Genomic DNA, 20,646 nt, shown 5'->3' with positions numbered 1-20,646 from the left:
TTTATAAAAATCGTAAAATAATTATATGAAAAATGCAACTTTTAAGGTATTAGTTCTTTTGATTGTTGTTTTATTATTTGTAGGGTGTGGGCAATATAATGCAGAAGTTGTCAGTGTCCCAAATTTTGTTGGGATGAAAGCCTCAGAGGCGCAAAATCTTGCAAAAAATAGTGGTATTATCCTCCAAGTTGTTGCTACGCAACCAAGCGAAACTTATCCTATTGATACAATAATCTCGCAAGATCCAAACCCAGGAACGGAAGTTAAAAAAGGTGGCATTGTTAAAATTATTTTAAGCTCAGGGTTTTCAACAATTACAGTCCCAGAAGCTGTAAATAAAGATTTTAAAGACGCAAGGGAACTTATAATCAATGCAGGTCTAACTTTGGGTGAGATAAAAGAAGTTGAAGTTGATGCTCCTGTTGGAACAGTTATTGCTCAATCACCGGATCCAAACACGGTCGTACAACCAGGCACTAAAGTTGATTTAACAGTAAGTATTGGCACTTTTGTTGTTGTTCCAAATGTTATTGGAAAAAGTGTTGATGAAGCAAAGACAATTTTAGAAAATGCAGGGCTTGTGCTGTATAAAGTGGATTCATTTGATAAGCCGGTTCCAAATGCACCGCCAAAAACGGTTCTTTACCAATATCCAATGCCCAATGCAAAAGTGCAAAAAGGCACTCAGGTACTATTGAGGGTATCGAAATGAAATTTATAATCTCGCCTTCAATTATTTCAGCAGACTTTACAAGCATTAAGGAGGAATTAAAAAAGGTTGAATATTTTGGAAATAGTTTTCTTCATCTTGATATTATGGATGGTAATTTTGTTCCTAATATTACCTTTGGTCCGTTTATAGGAGAACAATTACGGAAGATAACCAATCTTCCGTTTGATACTCACCTTATGATAAACCACCCAGAGGAGTTTATAGAAAAATTTGCAATGTTTTCAGATTATATCACCTTTCATATTGAAGAAACAAGGTTTCCTTTTAGGCTTGTTAATGCTATAAAAAATTTAAACAGAAAATGTGGTATTTCACTTAATCCTTCAACACCAATTGAACAAGTGTTTGATGTTTTGCCATATGTTGATTTAGTTCTCATTATGAGCGTTGAACCAGGTTTTTCTGGGCAGAAGTTTATACGAGAAACTCTTCCAAAAATTATAAAAGTTCGAGAATTTAGGGATAAAAATAGTTTAGAACTCTTAATTTCAGTTGATGGTGGGATTAACGAAGAAACAATACCTTTAGTTCTTGAAGCAGGAGCAGATGTCCTTGTAATGGGAAACTTTTTCTTTAAGAATGACTTTGAGTTCGTAAGAAGTATTATTGAAAAATACGGATAATAAAAAAATGGCTCCCAAATGGGAGCCTAAACATTTAATTGGGTAATAAATATCTTTTTAGTTTTTCTATTATGACTCTCTTTGGAACTGCGCCAACTATCTGATCTACCATCAAGCCGTTTACAAATATACCAAGCGTCGGAATGCTCATAATTCCATATTCAACTGCAAGGTTTTGGTTTTCATCTACGTTTACTCTAACAACTTTTAATTTTCCTGCATATTCTCTTTCCAGCTCTAAAATAATGGGCTCAATCATTTTGCATGGGACACACCATTCAGCCCAAAAATCCACAAGTACAGGTATGGGAGAATTTAGAACTTCTTCCCTAAAATTTGTTTCGTTTACTTCCATCTTTTCACCTCACTCTTTAAGTAGTGAATCAATTTCTTTTGATAGAACGTCTTCCATGTTGGGATCGTATCCAATAATCATTTTAGCAATTTTTCCATTTTTATCAATAATAAAGAATCTTGGGATACTATTAACTCCATAGAGTCCTGCAACTTGGCTGTTGGGATCCGTCACAACAAGGTATTTCATTCCCTGTTCTTTGATAAATTGTTGTACTTTACTTAAATCGCCTTGATCAAGGTTAATGCCAATAACAACAACGCCTTTATCTTTATACTTTTCATAGATTGCCTCAACATGTGGAATTGTCATTCGGCACGGACCACACCATGTTGCCCAGAAATCAAGAAGCACAACTTTCCCTTTGAGGTCTGATAGTTTTACTACATTGCCGTTGTTATCTTTCCAGGAAAAATCAGGTGCAGTTTCTCTATCACTTGTTTGAGAGCAGCCGGTAAGAAGCCCTGCAACAAGTAAAATTACTGCTATAAAAACGATTATTTTCTTCATCTCTTCACCTTCCTTGTAGGAATTATAATTGAAAAAGGTGAATCTGTCAATGATCTTTTTTGACTTTCATTTCTTTAATCTCTTTATTGATCTTATCTTTTAAATCGTATTTCTTACCAAACCTGTATTCGTAGTATAAATTAAGTAGTTTGCCAAATTCTTTATCTTTTCCTTTTCGTTTTGCAAATTCTAAGATTGTCTCTGTTTTAGTTCTGTCGTTTCCTAACAAATTTATTATTTTCCTTGTTATGGTATCAATTTGTTCAACTCTTCTTGTTCTTAAAAATAAGAAGGTTATTAAAAGTAGCAGGGGGCCAAATATTAAGACATAATAAGTTTTTTGTCTTAAAATCTCGATTAAGTTAATGGTAGTTTTTCCAAAGTTCGTAAAGGTACTCTGCACGCTTGAAAAAAGTTGCAATTGAGAATCAACGCTATATGTTACAAAGTTTTTATACCAGAACATTCTTATTGAATCTATAAATAAACTTAGTTTATTAGCTTCTATTTGTGAAGGAGGGGTTGGATCAACTCTTATCCAAGAGTTGTTTAAATAAACTTCAGCCCATGTATGTGCATCTTTTGCCCTTACAATGTAATATTTAAGAGCGTCATTCCATTCCGTTGTAACAAAGCCAGAGACAAGACGCACTGGGATATTTGAGGCTCTTCCAAGTATCACGAATGCTGTTGCAAAATGTTCACAATAACCACTTGAATGGTTCAAAATAAAATCATCGATGTTTTTTGCAGTTGGATTCAAGGAATATTCATTATTCGTCCGTAGATAATTAATAATTAAATTAATTTTCTCGGTTTGATTATGGGCGTTTTGAGTTATCGATTTAGCGAGTTCTATTATCTGTGGATTTATACCCCTTATATCGAGATACCTTTTTAAATCATCTTTTGACAGTATCTCTTTTGGTGGTGAGTTCTCAAAAAATGAGTCATACTTTACTGTTCTGAAAAATGGTGCATCAAAGAATAGATTTTTATTGTCATCCATATACAGGAAATTGAAGTTCCCAAATATTCCTGCTGGATAATCAACTTGAAAAACTACATTTGTATTATTTGGGTCAAGGTAAATTGTAGCCTTGTTCACAGCCCTTTTAAGGAAAATGCCAAAAAGGTCGGGATAAACTTTTTCTTTTGGCTCAATTTTGTACCATTTGCCATTTAAGAATGTTGCGTATCTCAATCCTGATATGTAAAGAGGTGCGTTCTGCTTCTCCTTTTCAACTCTCATAACAATTGTGTAGTCAAGCGTAATTGGGTTTGAGTCTATTGAAACTTCTTCAGAGAAATTTGAAGTTGCTCTTGCACCAATCGGATTTCCATGAATTACACCAAGTGTAAAACGCGGAAGTATGAAGAAAAGAAGGAATGAAAATAAAATCGATACACCAATAAAAGTAATTATATCATTCCACTCTGGCAAAGATTTTCCTAAAGGCAATGAGTTTTTAAAATGTGTTTGTGTAAGAAAGAGAAAAGACGATACAAGAAATAAAATAGAAATAAAGCCGAACCCAAATGATATTGTTCCGATTGATGAAAGAAGTGAGAGCATTAGTCCTACTACAAAGATTTCAAAATAGTCTCTTGAATCGCTTGAGATTGCAAATTTAGCACTCATTGAGGTTACAAGTAGAGATGACACAACTATAAAAAGATCACTACGAATAGAAAGAAGAGTAAGGAACACAAGAAGAGGGAATATTTCGAATCCTTTTTTAAAGTCTTTTGGTATCTGTGTTTTCTTTAAAGCACATGCAAGAATAGGAAATACAATAAGCAAAATGAGAGCATTGTATATAAGCACAACAAAAGCGATAGAAGAAATTGAAAATAATAAGAAAAAAATACACAGGCTATCAAATTTAGATAAATTCGATATTTTCATGTGTAATTCCTTTTGTTTTTGTAATTGGTTCGTTATCTTCAAGGTTTACTTCCGATAAATATCGCATTATTTTTAAGTAATCTTCATAACTTGCGCATTTTAGTTTGATTTTGTGGCTTATAAACATAAAATTTATACGATCGTGAAATAGTTTGTATGTTAAAGATGCGGTTTTCTTCACGGCAATTTCAAAATGGTCTTCATCAAACATTTTCTTGGAGTTGTTGAATATAACAACAAAATCTGTTCCTTCTGAATTTGCAAGTGTGATTACCTTTTCTTCACCTAACTTAGCAGAGATTTTCCAGGAAATCTTTCTTGCATCCAATCCTTCTTTATAATCATCAATTGAGTAAAAATCTCCGTCATTGTCCTGTTTTAGCGTGTTTGATTGGAACGAATTTTTTTGTGTTATAAATACATTCCTTATTTCTGGAAATACATAGAATGTCTCATTTATTATTCTTTCTTTTTCTCTTGTAAAGAAACCAAAAGGATACGAAGAACTTATTGAAACCTTTTTTATTTCATATTTTCCTCGTCTAACAAAAGTAAAATTCTCATTTTTCTTTGCCTGTTTTTCTAACAAGTCAAAATGAAATACTTTTCCCAAAAGTTCAACTTCAATTACAAATTTTTTTCTTTTCTCGAGATTGACGAGGAAAACCGAAATAAAAGTTTCTTTGTTTGCATAAATTTCTTGAGGAAATTCAACTTTAATTTCTATATTAAAGAGATTCTTTACTGCAAGATAGGATGAAACTCCCATTAAAGACAGTGCAATTGCAAAAATAAGATAAATCATGTTATTACCGGAATTAAAAGCTGCAAATCCAAGGATTATTAGTACCAATATGTAAAATGTCCCTTGCCTTGTTATTTTTATTTTGCTATATGGGAACTTGTGTTTCGAAAACAATGTTCTCAATAATTTCATCTTTAAACTTCTCTTCATATTCATTGAATATAAGTCTATGCTTAAGGACAGGTTTTGCAAGTTTTTTAACATCTTCAGGAATTACAAAATTTCTATTCATAATTTTTGCATAAGCTTTAACTGCTTTCACAAAATCTATTGCACCTCTTGTACTCAATCCAAGTCTTATAAATTTAGATGTGCGAGTTTTTTTGACAATTTCGTAAAGGTAATTTAAAACACTTCCTTCTATAAATACTTCTTTTGCTTCATTAATTATTTGAGTTAGTTCATTTAGATGTAAAACTGTGCCTAAATCTTTTGCTTCAAGTTTGTTTCCATTTTGTAAAATTTTTATTTCAGTTTCTGGTTCAGGATAACCTACCTCAAGAGAAATCATGAATCTATCAAGTTCGCTTTCGGGTAATGGATAAGTACCAGCAAATTCAACTGGGTTTTCCGTTGCAATAACCATAAAAGGATTCGGAAGTAGGTATCTTTTGTTTTCTACTGAAACTGTTCTTTCGCTCATACCTTCAAGTAAAGCAGATTGAGTTTTTGGTGGTGCTCTGTTTATTTCATCTCCAATAACAATATTTGCAAAAATAGGGCCTTTTCTAAATTCAAATGTATTAGTCTCTTTATTAAAAATTGTAATTCCTATAATATCTGTTGGCAAAAGATCTGCTGTAAATTGTATTCTTGATGTTTGAGCATCGATTGACCTTGCAATTGATTCTCCAAGAGTAGTCTTACCTACCCCTGGTATATCAATGTAAATAAGATGGCCTTCTGCAATAAGTGGCACGAGTGACAGAAGAATTGTTTCTCTTTTTCCCAAAATAACTTTTTCAACGTTTTCAACTATCTTTTTTATCCTTGGATCTACTTCCATTCAAATTCCTCCTTGTGGTCTAAAAGGTACTTAATTTCGTCATTTTTGTTCTTTATTTCTCCTTTTAATCTTAATATGGTTAGTAAATCAAAGATTTTTCTATATTGCGGTCCTTCTTTTAATCCGAGTTCTTTCAAATCGGAGCCTTTGAGTTCATTTTTTATGAATCTCAGTTTTTCAAGATAATCTTTCAAAAATTTCTTAATTATCCCTTTTGCTTTATAGTAGTATGCTTGAACATAAATTAATTCAAGCCTGTTTAGTTTAAGGACAACAGAAGCTAAATCCTCTTTCTTAAAGGTTCTTCTAATATTTTTAAAAGTCTCCATTGCTTCTTTCATTTTGAGAATCTCATTCTTTTTGATACCGAATATTCTATTTACTTCTTCCTCATTTATATTTCCCTTTGAAAGGTATGTGAGGAATATGAAAGCATAAAGCCTTTTTATAGCATTTTTTTCGATTTTGTAGAATAATTTTATTGCGTTGATTGTTGATTTTGTAATGTTGTTAATTCTGAACAATTCTTTTATAATCCCATAGTTTGTAAATAGTTGAATAACTCTATCTATTTCGTCCTTTACGATCAGCTCTCTAAGTTCTTCCTGAACTCTCTCTGATTTGCTTGAGAATAGGGCCCCAATTTCAACTGCTTTTTTAAGAAGAATTTCTGTTTCTTTTGATAACTTAAATCCAAGTTCGATCATATATTTTATTGCTCTAAAAATTCTTGAAGGATCTTCAATGAAAGATAGTGGTTTTAAAACTCTTATAATGCCTTTAAGAAGATCGTCGTATCCGTTAAAATAATCAAAGAGTATACCAAAGTTTTTCTCTCTGATGTCAACTGCCATTGCATTAATAGTAAAGTCCCTTCTTGCAAGATCCTCCTTTAAGGTAGCCTTCTCAATAACTGGTACAAGAGATTTATCTATGTAGTATTCTCTTCTTGCTGTAACAAAATCAAAATTGACGTTGTTGAAAACAAAGTGAACTGTTTGAGTTTCCTCAAATATCTCTATGGTGCCATTAAATTTTTCCTTCAGCTTTTTTCCAAGGCTTACTGCATCGCTTGTGACAAAATCAAAATCAACCATTTTTTTACCAAGAAGTGCATCTCTTACAGCGCCACCAACAAGGTAAATTTCTATGTTTAGACTGCTTGCAATTTTCCCAAATTCTTTTAGGAGCTTTAGTGTGTCTTTGCTCGTTGCGTTTTCGATTACTTTTGCGATATATTTTTTGTCTGGAACTTGTGAAGTTTTAATACTTCTTGGTATTTCTTTCATCATATCTTCAAATTTATACGCTTTGAGAAGATCACTTCTTGAGATTATTCCTACAATTCGTCCGTTGTGTTCTACAAGTACTCGTCCGACATCTTCGTTTACCATTTTATCTTCAATATCTCTAAGATTATCAAATGCTTTAACCAAGACTATCTTTGGGGAGAAAAATTGTTTTACGGAACTATTTCTCTTTCCAAAAAGATATGCCTTTTCAACATTTTTCTTCTCTATAATACCTATTATTTCTCCATTTTCTTCGACTGGTAAACCAGAATAACCCATCTTTACCATTATTTCAAGGGCGTCTTTTATTGTTGCATTTGAACGGATTGTCTTAACTGGCGAACTCATTATGTCTCTTGCTTTTAATGAGTAGAAATTTGCAAGGTTAACAGCTTCGAGTATCTTTTCTGTAACCTTGTCAATTGACTCACCCTTTAATATACCCGAAACTGCTGTTGGATGTCCTCCGCCATTAAAGGTATCTGCGATCTCTGTCAAGTTGAAAGATTCATTTACGCTTCTTCCAATTATATGTACAGTGTCTAAAATTTTAACAAGAACGAAGATAACATCAAGGTCAATCATTTCAAGAATTTTATGAGCAAGGATTGATACTCCAGGTATATATTTTTCTAAGTCTGCATAAGTTATCCCAATTTTGTGTCCATTTAAGTTGTATTCTTTGAGTTTTTCAAGGAGAGTTTTCAGAAGATTCAACTGTTCCTCTTGAAGAAATGGTGAAGTAAATCTGTGGATGAGTTTCATATCGACTCCAAAAGAAAAGAGGAATTCGAGCGCCTTGAAGTCATCGCTTGTAACGGATGGAAATGATAGTGAGCCTGTATCTTCGTAAATCCCTAATGCGAGTATTGTTGCTTCTATTGGAGTAAGGCGGACTTTTTTTAACCTGAGAAGATTCACAAGAATAGTCGTATTTGCTCCAACGTTTTTATTGATTACAATTGCGTTTTCTATATCTGTTTCGCCTGGATGATGATCAATAACAACAATTTGGACATTCTCCTTTTTGAGAAGTTCAACACCGTTTCCAATTCTGTTTTTCAATCTTGTATCTACAACAATGATCCTTGATATGTTTTCAAAAAAATCTTTTGGAAGGTCTCTCATTTTCTTGAAATTGAGAATATCGGAAAATAGGGAGATTATTTTTTGAGCATTAATATCTGTTGAACCAGGATGAATTACAACTGATCCTGGATATAGCTTTGAGGCTGCAAATGCAGATGCGATTGCGTCAAAATCTGCTCCTGCATGGGTTAAAATTACAGTATTATTGCTCATTAAAATAGTTTATCAATACCTTCGTCTGATACTCTGTAATAAATAAGTGGAGGTGGTTTAATAGGTGTGTCTTTTACTTCGATAAGGGAATTAAATCTGCTTAATGCTTCTTCCAGTTTTGCTTCATTATTTGAAAGAATCGTTCCTATTACTTGTCCTTTTTCAATATAGTCTCCCAATTTAACAGGAAACCATATACCACATGATAGGTCTATTACGTCTTCTTTCTTTTCTCTTCCTGCACCTAAAAATTGTGCAAGCCTTCCTAAACCTTTTGTATCAATTTTTGAAACATACCCTGTTTTTTCTGAAATTATGTCCTTTTTGAACTTTGCCTGTGGGAGAAGGCTAAAGTCGTTTATAACTTCCTTGTTTCCTCCTTGTGCCTCAATAATTTCTGATAGTTTTTGAAGAGCTTTTCCACTTGTTATTGTCTCTCTTATAAGTTCTTTACCTAAAGTTATTTCAGAGACTTTTCCACCCAATACAAGCATTTCGCTTCCAAGAGTTTCTATTACTTCAAACAATCTTTTACTTCCTTTTCCTTTAAGGATACTTATTGCCTCTTCTACTTCAATGGAGTTTCCTATGGCATCTCCAAGCGGTTCGTTCATATCGGTAATATACGCAACTGTTCTTCTTCCCAAAGAATTTCCGATTCTAACCATTGCTTCGGCAAGTTTGAGTGCGTCATCGAGGTCTTCCATGAATGCTCCATTACCAACTTTAACATCAAGTACTATTGCATCTGTTCCAGATGCAATTTTCTTACTCATTATGCTTGATGCGATAAGGGGGATGCTATCAACAGTTCCTGTGACATCCCTTAGTGCATAGATCTTTTTATCTGCAGGAACCAATTCTCCACTTTGAGAGATAATTGCACCACCTACACGGTTTACGATGTTTATAAATTCTTCAATTGGAACTTCTACTCGAAATCCTGGGATAGATTCAAGTTTATCTATCGTTCCGCCTGTATGACCTAAACCTCTTCCCGACATTTTTGCAACAGGAACACCCAATGATGCAACAATTGGGACAAGCGGTATTGTAACTGTATCTGCTACACCACCGGAGCTGTGTTTATCAACCTTGGTACCATTGATTTTTGATAGGTCTATAGTTTTTCCACTGTGAATCATTACATCAGTTAGAGTCGAAAGTTCTTTCTCATCCATTCCTCTGAACCAAACGGCCATAAGAAACGCAGCCATTTGATAATCCGGAACAGTGCCATCAACATAACCCATTACAATTTCTTTTATTTCGTTATCTTCAAGGTGTTTTCCATATTTCTTTTTTTCAATGATTTCAACAATACTCATTTTTTAAACCTCCTCAAGAAACTCACTTAAAATTAGGGAGATTTTTTCACCACATTCTTTTGCTATTTGAACGACTTTCTCGTGCTGTACTTTCCCTTCTTCAAATGCATTATCGGTAATGCAAGAAAGTCCAACAACTTTCATTCCATAAAAGCGCGCCATTATTACTTCTGGTACGGTTGACATTCCTACAGCATCTATTCCAAGACGTTCCATCAAAAGTAATTCTGCAATTGTTTCAAAGCTTGGCCCCATAACTGCACAATAAACGCCTTCCTTGATAGGTATGTTGTGCTTGTATGCAATTGTTTTTATTATCCTTCTATATTCTTCGTCATACACATTTGTCATGTTTACAAATTTTTCATTGCCTGGTTCTCCTCTTAGAGGATTATCAGCAAATATAAAGTTAACATGGTCTCTTATAAGCATTAGATCTCCCGCTTTAAGTGTTGGGTTTACAGCGCCTGAGGCGTTTGATACAATAAGATTTTTAATTGATAGTGCATTTGCAGTTCTTACTGTCATTGTGACTTCCTTCATTGAATAGCCTTCGTAGTAATGGAATCTTCCGTTGAAAAATACGACATTATGTTTCCCTAATTTTGCAAATACAAGTTCAGATGCGTGCCCTATTACCGTTGAGATTGGGAAGTTTGGTATTTCTTTGTAGGGCACTTTTTCATAGATTTCTGCCTTCTCAAGCATACTTCCAAGTCCTGTCCCTGTGATTATTGCAAAGTCAGGGTTGTATTTTTCTTTAAATCTTTCAAAAAATTTGTTAAGTTCTTCCATCTTCTTCCTCCTATTCGATTGAAGCTAAATAATAATAAAAGGGTTGTCCACCATAAACAAGGTCAAACTCAAACTCAGGAAAAGTTTCCTGAAGCTTTGAAAGGAGAACTTTTGCATTGTTTTCGTCGGTATCCTTGCCATAATAAATTGAGATAAACTCGGAGCCTTCAATTTTATCTTTCACATCATTCAGTAATTTAATAAAAGTTTCTTCAGGATTTTTGCCTGTTGTTGTGAGATTATCATCAAAAAATCCAATTATATCGTTTTCCTTTATTTGAAGTCCATTAAAGCTTGTGTCTCTTACCGAATAAGTGATTTCTACAACATGTATATGGTTTAAAACTTCATTTGCTATCTTTAAGTTCTCTTCAATTGTACCTTCCGAGTTGAAAGAGAGTATTATGGGAACTCCCTGTGCGGGATTTTTTGTAGGTACTACTTCAACTTTTTTGTTTGTTGATAGTTTTTTTGCTTCTTGTGCAGCAAGTATAACGTTGGGATTATTTGGAAGGACAAAAACCGTATCTTTTGAGCATTCGTTAACTGCATTAAGAATGTCCTGAATAGATGGATTCATTGTTTGTCCGCCTTCAACAACTTTTTCTACACCAAGGCTCTCAAATAGTTTTTTAAATCCTTCGCCCTGTGCGATTGACACGATGGAAAATGAAAATCTACTTTCAACTTTCTTTGTTTTTTCTTCTTTTATTTGAGCGAAGGCGTCAGTTTGAATTTGCATATTTTCAATATGAGCCTCTTTTATGTCACCCTTGTCAAGAACATATGCAATTACCTTGTATGGTTCATTTGAATGAATATGAATTTTAGTAAGGTCTTCTGCATCCGCGACTACTATGCTATCCCCAAATTGTTCGAGGTCTTTTCTTATTAAGTCTCTTGGATAATTGCCAAGATAACAGAGAAGCACAGTATCAAACTTATATTCAAGCGATTCTGAAGCAACGTGTGCTTCGCTTATCATTTCTTCAATTCCTTTTGATTTGGTTAACTCACCCTTAAGCGCTTTATATCCGCCTTCAAATATATAAATTAGTCCTTGGCCGCCTGCATCTATGACACCTGCCTCTTTAAGAACAGGAAGCATCTCTGGGGTTCTCTTAAGTGTTCTTTTACCTTCTTCAATAATATAAGAGAGAAGATTGAGTATATCGTCTTTGTTTGCGAATTCAATAGAGGCCTGTGCCATTGTTCTTATTATTGTGAGTATTGTGCCTTCAACGGGTTTTATTACTGCTTGATAAGCAACTTTTGTTGCGTTTTGTAGAGCCCTTGAAAAAAGGAATCCGTCGATATACTCCACATTGTCTACTGGTTCAAAAAATCCTTTGAGTATCTGTGAGAGAATTACTCCTGAGTTTCCTCTTCCACCGATTAGTGCACCTTCGCATAGAGCTTTTCCAAAATCCCTGATATTTTTAGGATTTTTCTTATCAACATTTTCTAACGCAGTTTTAAGTGTAAGGTACATGTTAGTGCCTGTATCACCATCTGGAACAGGAAATACATTTAGTTTGTTTACTTCTTCTCTTTTCTCTCCAAGGTATTGGAGAGAACCCCTAAAAAAGTTATCGAGGTCATTAAGCATTATATATTTCATTATTCTTCTCCTTTAATTCCCCTTATTATTACATCAACATCTACGTTTTTAATTTTTGTCAGTTGCTTTACTTTATAGGATACTTGTGAAATTATTGTATTTGCGATTTCTAATACATTTGCGCCGCCTTGGAGTATTACATATAATGTGATCTTAACGGTATCATTGTCTTTAATGTCAACATCTACTCCTGCTTCATATTCTTCAATTTTAAGAGTTCTGAGTAGTTTATCGTAAAATGTTTTAGGTGCAAGGCCAACAACACCATAGCATTCTATTGTTGCATATGCTGCTATTTTTTTAATTGCATTTTCGCTTATTATTATCTTCGCCATTTTAACCTCCAAAGTTTTATAAATTATAACATAATTGGGGATTTTTGAAAATTTTTGTCTATTTTCTAATCTACTTGCAAATATTAACAAAATCTATAAAATATATAGGTAATTTTTGAAAAATATTTACAAAGTTTGGAGGTAAGATATGGCAAATAGATGTGAAATTTGTGGAAAGGGTCCGATAACGGGTAATAGAGTAAGCCACTCTAACAGAAAAACTAAGAGAAGATTTCTTCCAAATCTTCATAAGGCAAAAGTTATGATAAATGGTGAGATAAAAGTTTTAAGAGTTTGTTCGGATTGTCTCAATAAATACAAAATATAGTTAAGCTATGGAAATCCGTTCTCTTTATTTTGATGGAAGTATTCTTCACATTTTAGATCAGAGGTATCTTCCTTTTGAAGTTATTGACGTGGAGTGCAGAAGTGCTTCTGATGTATGGGAAGCAATTAATAAGATGAAGATTAGAGGCGCACCTGCAATTGGTGTTGCTGCCGCATATGGGATGTATCTCGGTCTTAGGGATTTTGAAGGAACTAAGGAAGAATTCATTAAGAAAGCAACAGAGTTAAAAAGTTATCTTGATAGTGCAAGACCTACAGCGGTGAACCTTGCATGGGCTACTAAAAGAATTCTTGATAGAATCCTTTTAAACAAGGAAAAAAGTGTTGAGGAACTGAAAGAAATTGTCCTTGAGGAAGCAAAGAATATAGAAAAAGAAGATGTAGAAAGGAACTTTAAAATTGGTGAATATGGTTCTGAGCTATTCTCTGATAATGATACCATAATGACAATATGCAATACAGGTGAATTGGCTACAGTAAAACATGGAACTGCATTCTCCGTAATTAAAAGAGCTTTTGAGAAGTATAAAAATATTTCTGTAATTGCTCTTGAAACTCGTCCATATTTGCAAGGTGCTCGCCTTACAGCATTTGAGTTAAAAGAGGCAGGCATTCCATTTAAGCTTATAACCGACAACATGGCAGCGTTTATCATGCAAAAAGGGCTTGTCACAGGAATAATTACAGGTGCAGACAGAATTGCATCAAATGGTGATACCGCAAATAAGGTTGGTACATATATGCTCGCAGTTTTGGCACACTTCCATAAAATTCCTTTCTACGTTGCGGCACCTCTTTCAACAATTGATCTCAATATAGAAAGTGGTAAAGAGATTCCAATTGAAGAGAGAAATCCTGACGAAGTAACTCACTGCATGGAAAAGAGAGTTGCTCCTCTTGGTGTGGAAGTTTATAATTTTTCCTTTGATATCACTCCTCATGAGTTAATTACAGGCATAATTACAGATAAAGGTGTAGCATACCCACCTTTCAAGAAAACTATCAAGAAGTTATTCGAATCTTAAAGAAGCTTTTACTGCTTCTATATCACTTGCAATGAGGGTTTTAAAACCCTCATTTTTTGCTTTATATGCTATCAAGGCTGTATAAATTGGTATGAATTCTCTTCTTCCATCAAAATGCTCTAAAATGTATTCTTCTTCTATAATAAGGGTTGATCCTGTTTTCCCATCAAGAAAATCTTTGACATTAGTAATTTCTTTTAAATCCCCATCTTTCAAAATTGGGATATCAATTTCTTTTTTTAATTCCTCTATAAAATAGAGATCAGATTCATTTTTTATACCCTTAACATATATCCCATTTGCGCCAAATTCTGAAAGTCTATAAGAAAAAATCCTGTAGTTCTCTTGATTTACTTCTTCATTGTTTGAAATTCTTAACTTGTTTAAGTCAAGCAATCCCAATATTTCCATATTATGCCTCCTTTACAAGTTCTAATATCTTATTAAATAGAAATCTTCTGTACGCTATTATAAGAAAGTGGTCGCTCAAAAGGTTTATGAGTTCAGAAGTTGTAATTGCTCTTTTCAGCGCAAGTGTAGATTCCTTTGGAAAAATTTCATCAAAAATAGCACGAACAATTATAACTTTTCTCCCATTAATTAGAGGCGCAAAGGTTAGGGGATCAAATAAAAAGCATCCCTTTTTAAACTCTATTTTATCAATATCATTAGTAGTTTTTATTTTCTTAAGAATTTCCCAATAATCCTTATGGAGTTCTTTACATTTTTCGTAAGTGCAACCGTATGTTTCATAATCTGTTTCTGTTTCATACTTTTTTCGTATGATTCGAGTTGCAAGACTTTTCCAAGTGATATATTCGAAATCGCCACCCGTTGCAACAAGCATTCCATTTCTAATTCTTTTTTCAATTCCCATTAAAATTGTGCCAATCATGCCTCCAAAACTAAATCCAACAAGGGTATAACCATTTTTCGCTAATCCTTTTCTGTCAAGGTAGTTTAAATTTATCCTTATATCTACAATTGCCTGTCTGTAATTTCTGATTGAAGCTTCTATATCATCAGTAAGGAACTTCTCACCATCTTTATATCCCGTGATCTTCCTTTCACTATGGAATGGAAGTATAGGCATAATAAGTGGAATTCCAATTTTTGCAAATCTATGTCCAAAGTATTCAAGGTGTCTTATATTTCTTTCTCCCATCCCATGTAGTAATATGACAACTCTGTCGAAGAAGCTACTCATGGGAAGAAAAAGATATGCAATGTTTGTATCGTTTTCTTTAAAGTTTGAGGCGAGAATACTATTGGATATGATCCTTATAATTTTGTAGTTATTAAATGTTTTGTAATTTTCCTCTTTAAATTCAACTTTTGCTTGAGGGATATCGTAAATCACAAAATATTATACCAGAGATTTGATAAAAAGATCACTTCTTATATAATATCTTCTGGAGAGGTGGCTGAGTGGTTGAAAGCGCCTGACTCGAAATCAGGTAGAAGGGCAACCTTCTCGTGGGTTCAAATCCCACCCTCTCCGCCAGGGAAATATGGAAAAGCATGATGTAATAATAATTGGTGGTGGTCCTGCTGGTGCAACACTTGCCCATTTTCTGGGTAATTATAATATTGAAACGCTTGTTATTGAGAGAGGCGAACATTTTAGGGACAAAACCTGTGCAGGAGGACTTCCAAAGGGAATTTTTGACATTTTGCCAGAAGGTGTTAAAAGTAATTTCCCATATACCTCTTATAACTTATTCAATGTCTTTTATAAAAGAAAACTTGTTGCATCAGCAAAATTTGATGAGCCTTTTGCGTACGGAGTTATGCGTAGCCAGTTTGATGAAAGCCTGCGTAGAGGTATTAATATCCATTACAACGAAAGATTTATTTCGTTTGAGGAAAGCAAGAATAACATTATTGTAAAAACTGACAAAAATATTTATGAAACTAAACTCCTTGTAGGTGCAGATGGTATTGGAAGTATTGTTTCAGTTCTTTCAGGTCTTAACAAAAAATCAAAAATAGTAATTGCAGAAGAAAAAGAGATTCCGAAAATCGATTATGGGGAAAGTTTAAACGTGTTTTTAGGAGATTTTTCCCTTGGTTATGGATGGAGATTTGATAAAAATAATGTTACATCTGTTGGTGCAGGATCCTTAAAGAAGTATTATAAAAGAGGCTTGTCAAATCTTGTAGATAAAACAGTCGTGCCGATAAAAGTATATCCCATTTCTCTGTGGGATAAGGATTTAAATATCTTCAAAGGAAGAGTTGTCCTTGTTGGCGAGGCTGGTTCCATTGTTGATCCATTCAACGCAGCGGGTATTTATCATTCCATTTATTCTTCAAAACTACTTGCAGAGTCAATTAAGGAAAATTTCGATAAAGGAAGCTTTTCTTTCGCAAATTATGTTGAAAAATTAAATGCAACTATCTTTGAGGAATTTAAATATGCGTTAATCCTTTCAAGCGTATTCTATCCAATGCTTTCGCTATTAAAAAGTATTATTTTTAAACCGCATATTCTCGAATTTGTTGTAAATTCTCAAAATGAAACAGGATATTTATCTTATAAATCTGTGTTTGAAAGATTCTCAAAATCGAAGCATATTGAGGTAAAAATTGCAATGTTAATTTTGAAATTACTTAAAATAATTTAGGAGGTATCATGAAAAGGAATTTAAAATTGGCAGTGTTTATTTTTTTTGCATTAGTTTCCGTGTTCTACAGACTTATTCCATTTAAGCTTCCAAATGTTGAGTTTTTATCAAGTTTGATTGCTTTTACTTTACTTAGTTACGATAAAAAGGTTGCATTATCAATAATTCCACTTCTTGTGGTTATTTCTGATGTATTGTTAAATGTTGTATTACATATTCCATTTGATTTTAGATGGGAAGTAATCGTAATTTTTGGCTGGTTGTTAGTTATACTAACTCAATACATGCTTCGAGGTAAGAAAGTCCTCAATGTTGTTATAATGGAGATTGTTGGTACGCTTGTCTTTTATTTCATTACGAACAGCCTTGTTTTCTTTGTTTTTAATTTTTATCCTAAAACTATTGCGGGTTATATTAGCTGTATGCTTGCAGGTTTACCATTTCTTAGAAATCAAGCATTATTTAACTTTGCATTTTCTTTTATAGTATTTGTAACTGTTAATGAATTAGGCTTTGGAAAAGAGGTTTCAAAAGAATTTTTAAGTAATGAAAACGCTTAAAGAGTATTTCAAAAAAGAATTTTTAAGATACATTGCAATTGTTTCTCTTTTAATAATTGTTGATTTTGCACAGGTTTATCTTCCACAATTTACAAGATTTGCTATTGACAGTATCTCTCAAAAGAATATAAATAATCTTATTAAGTTTTCCATCTATATTATTATTCTTGCTTTTGGAATAGTTAGTCTCAGGTTTGTTTACCAAAGCTTACTTCGTAAGGCTGTCTTGAGTTTTGATTACGAGCTCAAAAACAAAATTTTCGAAAATTTTGTTTTTTTTAAACGCAAAGTTCTTGAAAAATTCGAAATAGGAGACTTGATGTCGAGAGTAACAAACGATACTCAGGCTGTTAGAATGTTTTTAATTATGGGATTCCTTGCAATTATTGATGTATTTGTTTTGGGAATAACTACATTTGTGTTTATGGCTCGAATGAATCTTAAACTTACAATTGCTGTAAGCCTTCCTCTTCTATTTCTCTTTCCACTTGCTTTGAATTTTGGGACAAAGATTCACAAAATTTATAAAAGGATCAATATGATATTTGCAGATATGAGCGTACGCGTAAGAGAACTTGTTAATGGAATTAGAGTTATCAAGGCATTTGTTAAAGAGCAATATTTTACGCGAATTTTTCATAACGTCAATCAGGAGTACTTGAAGGAAAACATGCGACTTGTAAAACTCGACGGCTTCTTTGATCCAATCGTAAACTTCATGATAAATACAGCAAATCTTATACTCATCTTTTATGGTGGGATTCTATATATTAAGGGCATTGTAGGGATGGGTACTATAGCTGCTTTCTTTCAATATATAGAAACTTTAACATGGCCGATGATGGCAGTAGGATTTTCTATCGCTCTTTACCAAAGGGCAACTGCATCTCTTTCAAGAATTGAAGAGGTGCTAAATCAGCCAAAAGAGAAATTAGGGAAATTAATTAGCAACATAGATAGAATACATATAAAAGATTTGAGCTTCTCCTTTGATGGAAATATTGAAGTTCTCAAAGGCATTAGCCTCAACATAAATAAAGGTGAGGTAATAGGCATTACTGGTGCACCCGGATCTGGTAAGACGACCTTGATAAATTTACTTCTTAAAATAGTTGACGCAAAAAGAGGTTCAATTTATTACGATGGCGTAGACATTAACGATATTTCATTTGAGAGCATAAAGAAAATATTTGCTTATGTTCCTCAGGAAGGATTCTTGTTTTCTGATACTATACACAATAACATAAAAGTTGGCAATCCTGATGCAACAAGAGATGAAATTGAAAATGTTGCAAAAGTTGCATGTATTTATGATGATATAATGACTTTTAAAGATGGTTTCGACACTATAGTTGGAGAACAAGGAATAACTTTATCTGGTGGAGAAAGACAGAGGATTGCAATAGCACGTGCATTGTTGACTAAACGTCCGTATCTTATCCTTGATGATGCCCTTGCAAGCGTTGACTTCAAGACTGAAAATAACATTATCAGAAATCTTGAAGAATATTTCATAAAAAATGGACTTACAGTCATTATGACTTCTGAGAGGCTGAGCTCCCTTCTTATCGCAGATCGCATTTTTGTGCTTGTTGATGGAAGAATTATTGAAGAAGGTACATTCAACGAACTAATCGCAAAAGAAGGGTATTTCTATCATCTTTACAGAAAACAACTTCTTGAGGCTAATTTATGAGAAGAGAATCTATAAAAAGATTTATTCCATATTTTTTAAAATACAAAGTTCTACTTCTTATTACCTTTATTGGAATGGTTGTTTCTTCGATTACCTCTGCTATTATTCCATATCTTATTAAGAATGTTATAGACACCCTTATTGCTACAAAGGATTTCGGAAACATTAAAAACTTTCTTGCTTTTGTTCTTATTGCTGTTATTGCGAATATAATCTTTAAGTTAACACAAATATATGTGGGAAATTATGCAGGACAAAGAATAATGCAAGATATAAGACATGATTTGTTTTATACGGTAGCAAGATTCAAAATTGCTTCTTTTTCAAAGGAACCTTCCGGGAAAATAATAACTCGCATTACAAATGATGTTGAAAATATGAATGATCTTCTAAATGCAGGGCTTGTCTCATTGTTTGCTGATCTTTTATTTATTACACTTGCCGTTGGTTTTCTTATATTTATAAACCCAGGGCTCGGTCTTATTGTCCTTTCACCCTTGCCGATTGCTGTAATCTTTGCCCTTTATTTGGGTAATATTGTTGAAAGAATATATGAAAAGGTGCGTGATGCCTTAACAAAGATGAATATCCATATGCAGGAAGTATTAACTGGGATCCATGTAGTGCAGATTTTTAATATGGAAAAAGGTGTAATTGAGAAGTTCAAAGGATATGCAAAAGATTTTAGAGATAACTTTTATAAATCTCAAGTTACAAATGTTATATTAAGACAATCAGTTAATATTTCTTCTTATATTTCGATTTTCTTGCTTGTGCTTGTTGGAGGGATCTTTACAATAAAAGGACATGGGACAATAGGCACAATAATTTCGTTTTCCAGTTATCTTTCATATCTCTACGGGCCATTAGGTGATCTTTCTGATAAGTTTTCGATTTTGCAAAATGCAATCTCCTCGATGGTAAAAATTGATGAGTTTATAAAAGGAAATGAAATTGAAGAAAATTTTGAAAGTGGCGAAAGATTTGAGGTAAAAGGAAAGGTAACTCTAGATAATATTTTCTTTTCTTATGATAATTCTAACGATGTTCTTAAAGGTGTGAATATTGAGGTAGAAAAAGGGGAAAGTGTTGCAATAGTTGGTTTTACAGGGGCAGGCAAAACAACCATAGCTAATTTAATTTTTGGTTTTTATGATCCAACTTATGGTACTGTTGCGATTGATGATCACGATCTTAAATTTGCTTGTAAAAGTAATTTTAGAAGATATCTTGGTATGGTGTTACAGAATGTGTTTATCTTCAGAGGAACTGTGCTTGATAATATAACACTTGGTGATAACTATTCAGTAGAAGATGTTGAGAAGGTCTGCAATATGCTTGGAATTTATGATTACATTCAACGATTACCAAACGGCTTATATACAGAATTATCTACTGAAGGAAAGAATATTTCGATGGGTGAGCGCCAACTCATTTCTTTTGCAAGAGCTCTTATTCATAATCCAAGAATCTTAATTTTAGATGAGGCAACATCTTCTATTGATTCACATACAGAAGAACTCATTGAAAAGGGTACAAAGATTCTTATGGAGGGCAGGACTTCTATAATTATTGCGCATAGACTTTCGACTATAAGGCACGTTAATAGAATTTATGTACTAAACAAAGGACGAATTGTTGAAGAAGGAACCCATGAGCAGCTACTTGAGAAAAAGGGTCTTTACTATGAATTCTATAAATCGCAATACAAATAAAAAATGGGAAGGTGATGGGGGCACCTTCCCTGGCATGAATAAGAAAGGAGGTAGGTATCAG

At 33.3% G+C, this 20,646-nt stretch carries 20 protein-coding genes and 1 tRNA gene; 9 read left to right on the top strand and 12 right to left on the bottom strand.

Features of this window, described 5'->3' with window-relative positions; all coding sequences use genetic code 11:
- Window positions 1-25 precede the first annotated feature (25 nt).
- Together ACP5SP_RS01235 and rpe are read left to right on the top strand one after the other, a co-directional pair.
- Window positions 26-712 carry a PASTA domain-containing protein gene (locus ACP5SP_RS01235; RefSeq protein WP_416084788.1) on the top strand — a complete coding sequence of 229 codons (687 nt, stop codon included), beginning with the start codon at window positions 26-28 and terminating at the stop codon, window positions 710-712.
- Window positions 709-1,356: a ribulose-phosphate 3-epimerase gene (gene rpe, locus ACP5SP_RS01230; RefSeq protein ID WP_424596587.1), complete on the top strand. Its 648-nt coding sequence runs from the start codon at window positions 709-711 to the stop codon at window positions 1,354-1,356. The genes ACP5SP_RS01235 and rpe overlap by 4 nt, the downstream gene beginning before the upstream one ends.
- Window positions 1,357-1,390: 34 nt before the next feature.
- Here the strand turns inward: rpe and trxA are convergent, their stop codons facing one another.
- From trxA to ACP5SP_RS01180, 10 genes are all read right to left on the bottom strand, one after another.
- The gene (gene trxA, locus ACP5SP_RS01225) at window positions 1,391-1,711 is read right to left on the bottom strand and encodes a thioredoxin (protein ID WP_416084786.1); all 321 of its coding nucleotides are present in this window, start codon (window positions 1,709-1,711) and stop codon (window positions 1,391-1,393) included.
- A 9-nt stretch (window positions 1,712-1,720) separates the two neighbouring features.
- Window positions 1,721-2,221, bottom strand: a complete 501-nt coding sequence (locus ACP5SP_RS01220; protein ID WP_428075895.1) for a TlpA family protein disulfide reductase — start codon at window positions 2,219-2,221, stop codon at window positions 1,721-1,723.
- 46 nt (window positions 2,222-2,267) lie between these two features.
- A complete protein-coding gene (locus ACP5SP_RS01215) occupies window positions 2,268-4,025 on the bottom strand; it encodes a transglutaminaseTgpA domain-containing protein (RefSeq protein ID WP_428075893.1) in 1,758 nt (585 codons plus the stop codon).
- An 82-nt stretch (window positions 4,026-4,107) separates the two neighbouring features.
- On the bottom strand, window positions 4,108-5,067 hold the full coding sequence (locus tag ACP5SP_RS01210; RefSeq protein WP_428066439.1) for a DUF58 domain-containing protein: 960 nt from the start codon (window positions 5,065-5,067) through the stop codon (window positions 4,108-4,110).
- On the bottom strand, window positions 5,021-5,941 hold the full coding sequence (locus tag ACP5SP_RS01205) for an AAA family ATPase (RefSeq protein WP_428075891.1): 921 nt from the start codon (window positions 5,939-5,941) through the stop codon (window positions 5,021-5,023). Before ACP5SP_RS01205 ends, ACP5SP_RS01210 begins: the two co-directional genes overlap by 47 nt.
- Window positions 5,932-8,535, bottom strand: coding sequence for a CBS domain-containing protein (locus tag ACP5SP_RS01200; protein WP_428075889.1), 2,604 nt, complete (start codon window positions 8,533-8,535; stop codon window positions 5,932-5,934). Before ACP5SP_RS01200 ends, ACP5SP_RS01205 begins: the two co-directional genes overlap by 10 nt.
- Window positions 8,535-9,863, bottom strand: a complete 1,329-nt coding sequence (locus ACP5SP_RS01195) for a pyrimidine-nucleoside phosphorylase (protein WP_424586359.1) — start codon at window positions 9,861-9,863, stop codon at window positions 8,535-8,537. Before ACP5SP_RS01195 ends, ACP5SP_RS01200 begins: the two co-directional genes overlap by 1 nt.
- Before the next feature lie 3 nt (window positions 9,864-9,866).
- A complete protein-coding gene (locus tag ACP5SP_RS01190) occupies window positions 9,867-10,658 on the bottom strand; it encodes a purine-nucleoside phosphorylase (RefSeq protein ID WP_428075887.1) in 792 nt (263 codons plus the stop codon).
- A gap of 10 nt (window positions 10,659-10,668) precedes the next feature.
- The gene (locus ACP5SP_RS01185) at window positions 10,669-12,279 is read right to left on the bottom strand and encodes a DAK2 domain-containing protein (RefSeq protein ID WP_416084778.1); all 1,611 of its coding nucleotides are present in this window, start codon (window positions 12,277-12,279) and stop codon (window positions 10,669-10,671) included.
- Window positions 12,279-12,614: an Asp23/Gls24 family envelope stress response protein gene (locus ACP5SP_RS01180; protein WP_416084777.1), complete on the bottom strand. Its 336-nt coding sequence runs from the start codon at window positions 12,612-12,614 to the stop codon at window positions 12,279-12,281. The genes ACP5SP_RS01185 and ACP5SP_RS01180 overlap by 1 nt, the downstream gene beginning before the upstream one ends.
- 148 nt (window positions 12,615-12,762) lie before the next feature.
- Between ACP5SP_RS01180 and rpmB the strand changes: the two genes are divergently transcribed.
- Both rpmB and mtnA read left to right on the top strand, forming a co-directional pair.
- A complete protein-coding gene (gene rpmB / locus ACP5SP_RS01175) occupies window positions 12,763-12,942 on the top strand; it encodes a 50S ribosomal protein L28 (RefSeq protein WP_416084776.1) in 180 nt (59 codons plus the stop codon).
- Window positions 12,943-12,949: 7 nt separating this feature from the next.
- A complete protein-coding gene (gene mtnA / locus ACP5SP_RS01170) occupies window positions 12,950-13,987 on the top strand; it encodes an S-methyl-5-thioribose-1-phosphate isomerase (RefSeq protein ID WP_424586357.1) in 1,038 nt (345 codons plus the stop codon).
- Here mtnA and ACP5SP_RS01165 read toward each other — a convergent pair.
- Window positions 13,973-14,398, bottom strand: a complete 426-nt coding sequence (locus ACP5SP_RS01165) for a hypothetical protein (RefSeq protein ID WP_424586356.1) — start codon at window positions 14,396-14,398, stop codon at window positions 13,973-13,975. The two genes, mtnA and ACP5SP_RS01165, sit on opposite strands and share 15 nt — an antisense overlap.
- Window position 14,399: 1 nt before the next feature.
- Window positions 14,400-15,347, bottom strand: a complete 948-nt coding sequence (locus tag ACP5SP_RS01160; RefSeq protein ID WP_428075885.1) for a hypothetical protein — start codon at window positions 15,345-15,347, stop codon at window positions 14,400-14,402.
- 54 nt (window positions 15,348-15,401) lie between these two features.
- Here ACP5SP_RS01160 and ACP5SP_RS01155 point away from each other — a divergent pair.
- The 5 genes from ACP5SP_RS01155 to ACP5SP_RS01135 all read left to right on the top strand — a co-directional run bounded on the left by ACP5SP_RS01155 (window position 15,402) and on the right by ACP5SP_RS01135 (window position 20,585).
- A tRNA-Ser gene (locus tag ACP5SP_RS01155) sits at window positions 15,402-15,491 on the top strand.
- A gap of 7 nt (window positions 15,492-15,498) precedes the next feature.
- The gene (locus tag ACP5SP_RS01150) at window positions 15,499-16,614 is read left to right on the top strand and encodes an FAD-dependent monooxygenase (protein ID WP_428075883.1); all 1,116 of its coding nucleotides are present in this window, start codon (window positions 15,499-15,501) and stop codon (window positions 16,612-16,614) included.
- An 8-nt stretch (window positions 16,615-16,622) separates the two neighbouring features.
- Entirely contained in the window at window positions 16,623-17,174 is a 552-nt protein-coding gene (locus ACP5SP_RS01145) for a DUF6580 family putative transport protein (RefSeq protein ID WP_428066448.1), read from the top strand.
- Window positions 17,161-18,870, top strand: a complete 1,710-nt coding sequence (locus tag ACP5SP_RS01140) for an ABC transporter ATP-binding protein (RefSeq protein WP_424586352.1) — start codon at window positions 17,161-17,163, stop codon at window positions 18,868-18,870. Before ACP5SP_RS01145 ends, ACP5SP_RS01140 begins: the two co-directional genes overlap by 14 nt.
- Window positions 18,867-20,585 (top strand): ABC transporter ATP-binding protein, encoded by a 1,719-nt coding sequence (locus ACP5SP_RS01135; RefSeq protein WP_428066451.1) that lies wholly within the window; start codon window positions 18,867-18,869, stop codon window positions 20,583-20,585. The genes ACP5SP_RS01140 and ACP5SP_RS01135 overlap by 4 nt, the downstream gene beginning before the upstream one ends.
- The last annotated feature ends 61 nt before the right edge of the window (window positions 20,586-20,646 follow it).

The organism is Caldisericum sp. (genome assembly GCF_049967455.1).
GTDB lineage: Bacteria > Caldisericota > Caldisericia > Caldisericales > Caldisericaceae > Caldisericum > Caldisericum exile_A.
This window is presented reverse-complemented; position numbering and strand designations above follow the sequence as displayed.

What these genes read in the sequence shown, in the direction of transcription:
- ACP5SP_RS01235 (WP_416084788.1), top strand. Translation starts at nt 26, where the DNA reads ATGAAAAATGCAACTTTTAAGGTATTAGTTCTTTTGATTGTTGTTTTA.
- ACP5SP_RS01165 (WP_424586356.1), bottom strand. Translation starts at nt 14,398, where the DNA reads ATGGAAATATTGGGATTGCTTGACTTAAACAAGTTAAGAATTTCAAAC.
- ACP5SP_RS01180 (WP_416084777.1), bottom strand. Translation starts at nt 12,614, where the DNA reads ATGGCGAAGATAATAATAAGCGAAAATGCAATTAAAAAAATAGCAGCA.
- ACP5SP_RS01135 (WP_428066451.1), top strand. Translation starts at nt 18,867, where the DNA reads ATGAGAAGAGAATCTATAAAAAGATTTATTCCATATTTTTTAAAATAC.
- ACP5SP_RS01185 (WP_416084778.1), bottom strand. Translation starts at nt 12,279, where the DNA reads ATGAAATATATAATGCTTAATGACCTCGATAACTTTTTTAGGGGTTCT.
- trxA (WP_416084786.1), bottom strand. Translation starts at nt 1,711, where the DNA reads ATGGAAGTAAACGAAACAAATTTTAGGGAAGAAGTTCTAAATTCTCCC.
- ACP5SP_RS01220 (WP_428075895.1), bottom strand. Translation starts at nt 2,221, where the DNA reads ATGAAGAAAATAATCGTTTTTATAGCAGTAATTTTACTTGTTGCAGGG.
- ACP5SP_RS01140 (WP_424586352.1), top strand. Translation starts at nt 17,161, where the DNA reads ATGAAAACGCTTAAAGAGTATTTCAAAAAAGAATTTTTAAGATACATT.
- ACP5SP_RS01205 (WP_428075891.1), bottom strand. Translation starts at nt 5,941, where the DNA reads ATGGAAGTAGATCCAAGGATAAAAAAGATAGTTGAAAACGTTGAAAAA.
- ACP5SP_RS01145 (WP_428066448.1), top strand. Translation starts at nt 16,623, where the DNA reads ATGAAAAGGAATTTAAAATTGGCAGTGTTTATTTTTTTTGCATTAGTT.
- rpe (WP_424596587.1), top strand. Translation starts at nt 709, where the DNA reads ATGAAATTTATAATCTCGCCTTCAATTATTTCAGCAGACTTTACAAGC.
- ACP5SP_RS01150 (WP_428075883.1), top strand. Translation starts at nt 15,499, where the DNA reads ATGGAAAAGCATGATGTAATAATAATTGGTGGTGGTCCTGCTGGTGCA.
- rpmB (WP_416084776.1), top strand. Translation starts at nt 12,763, where the DNA reads ATGGCAAATAGATGTGAAATTTGTGGAAAGGGTCCGATAACGGGTAAT.
- mtnA (WP_424586357.1), top strand. Translation starts at nt 12,950, where the DNA reads ATGGAAATCCGTTCTCTTTATTTTGATGGAAGTATTCTTCACATTTTA.
- ACP5SP_RS01200 (WP_428075889.1), bottom strand. Translation starts at nt 8,535, where the DNA reads ATGAGCAATAATACTGTAATTTTAACCCATGCAGGAGCAGATTTTGAC.
- ACP5SP_RS01190 (WP_428075887.1), bottom strand. Translation starts at nt 10,658, where the DNA reads ATGGAAGAACTTAACAAATTTTTTGAAAGATTTAAAGAAAAATACAAC.
- ACP5SP_RS01210 (WP_428066439.1), bottom strand. Translation starts at nt 5,067, where the DNA reads ATGAAATTATTGAGAACATTGTTTTCGAAACACAAGTTCCCATATAGC.
- ACP5SP_RS01195 (WP_424586359.1), bottom strand. Translation starts at nt 9,863, where the DNA reads ATGAGTATTGTTGAAATCATTGAAAAAAAGAAATATGGAAAACACCTT.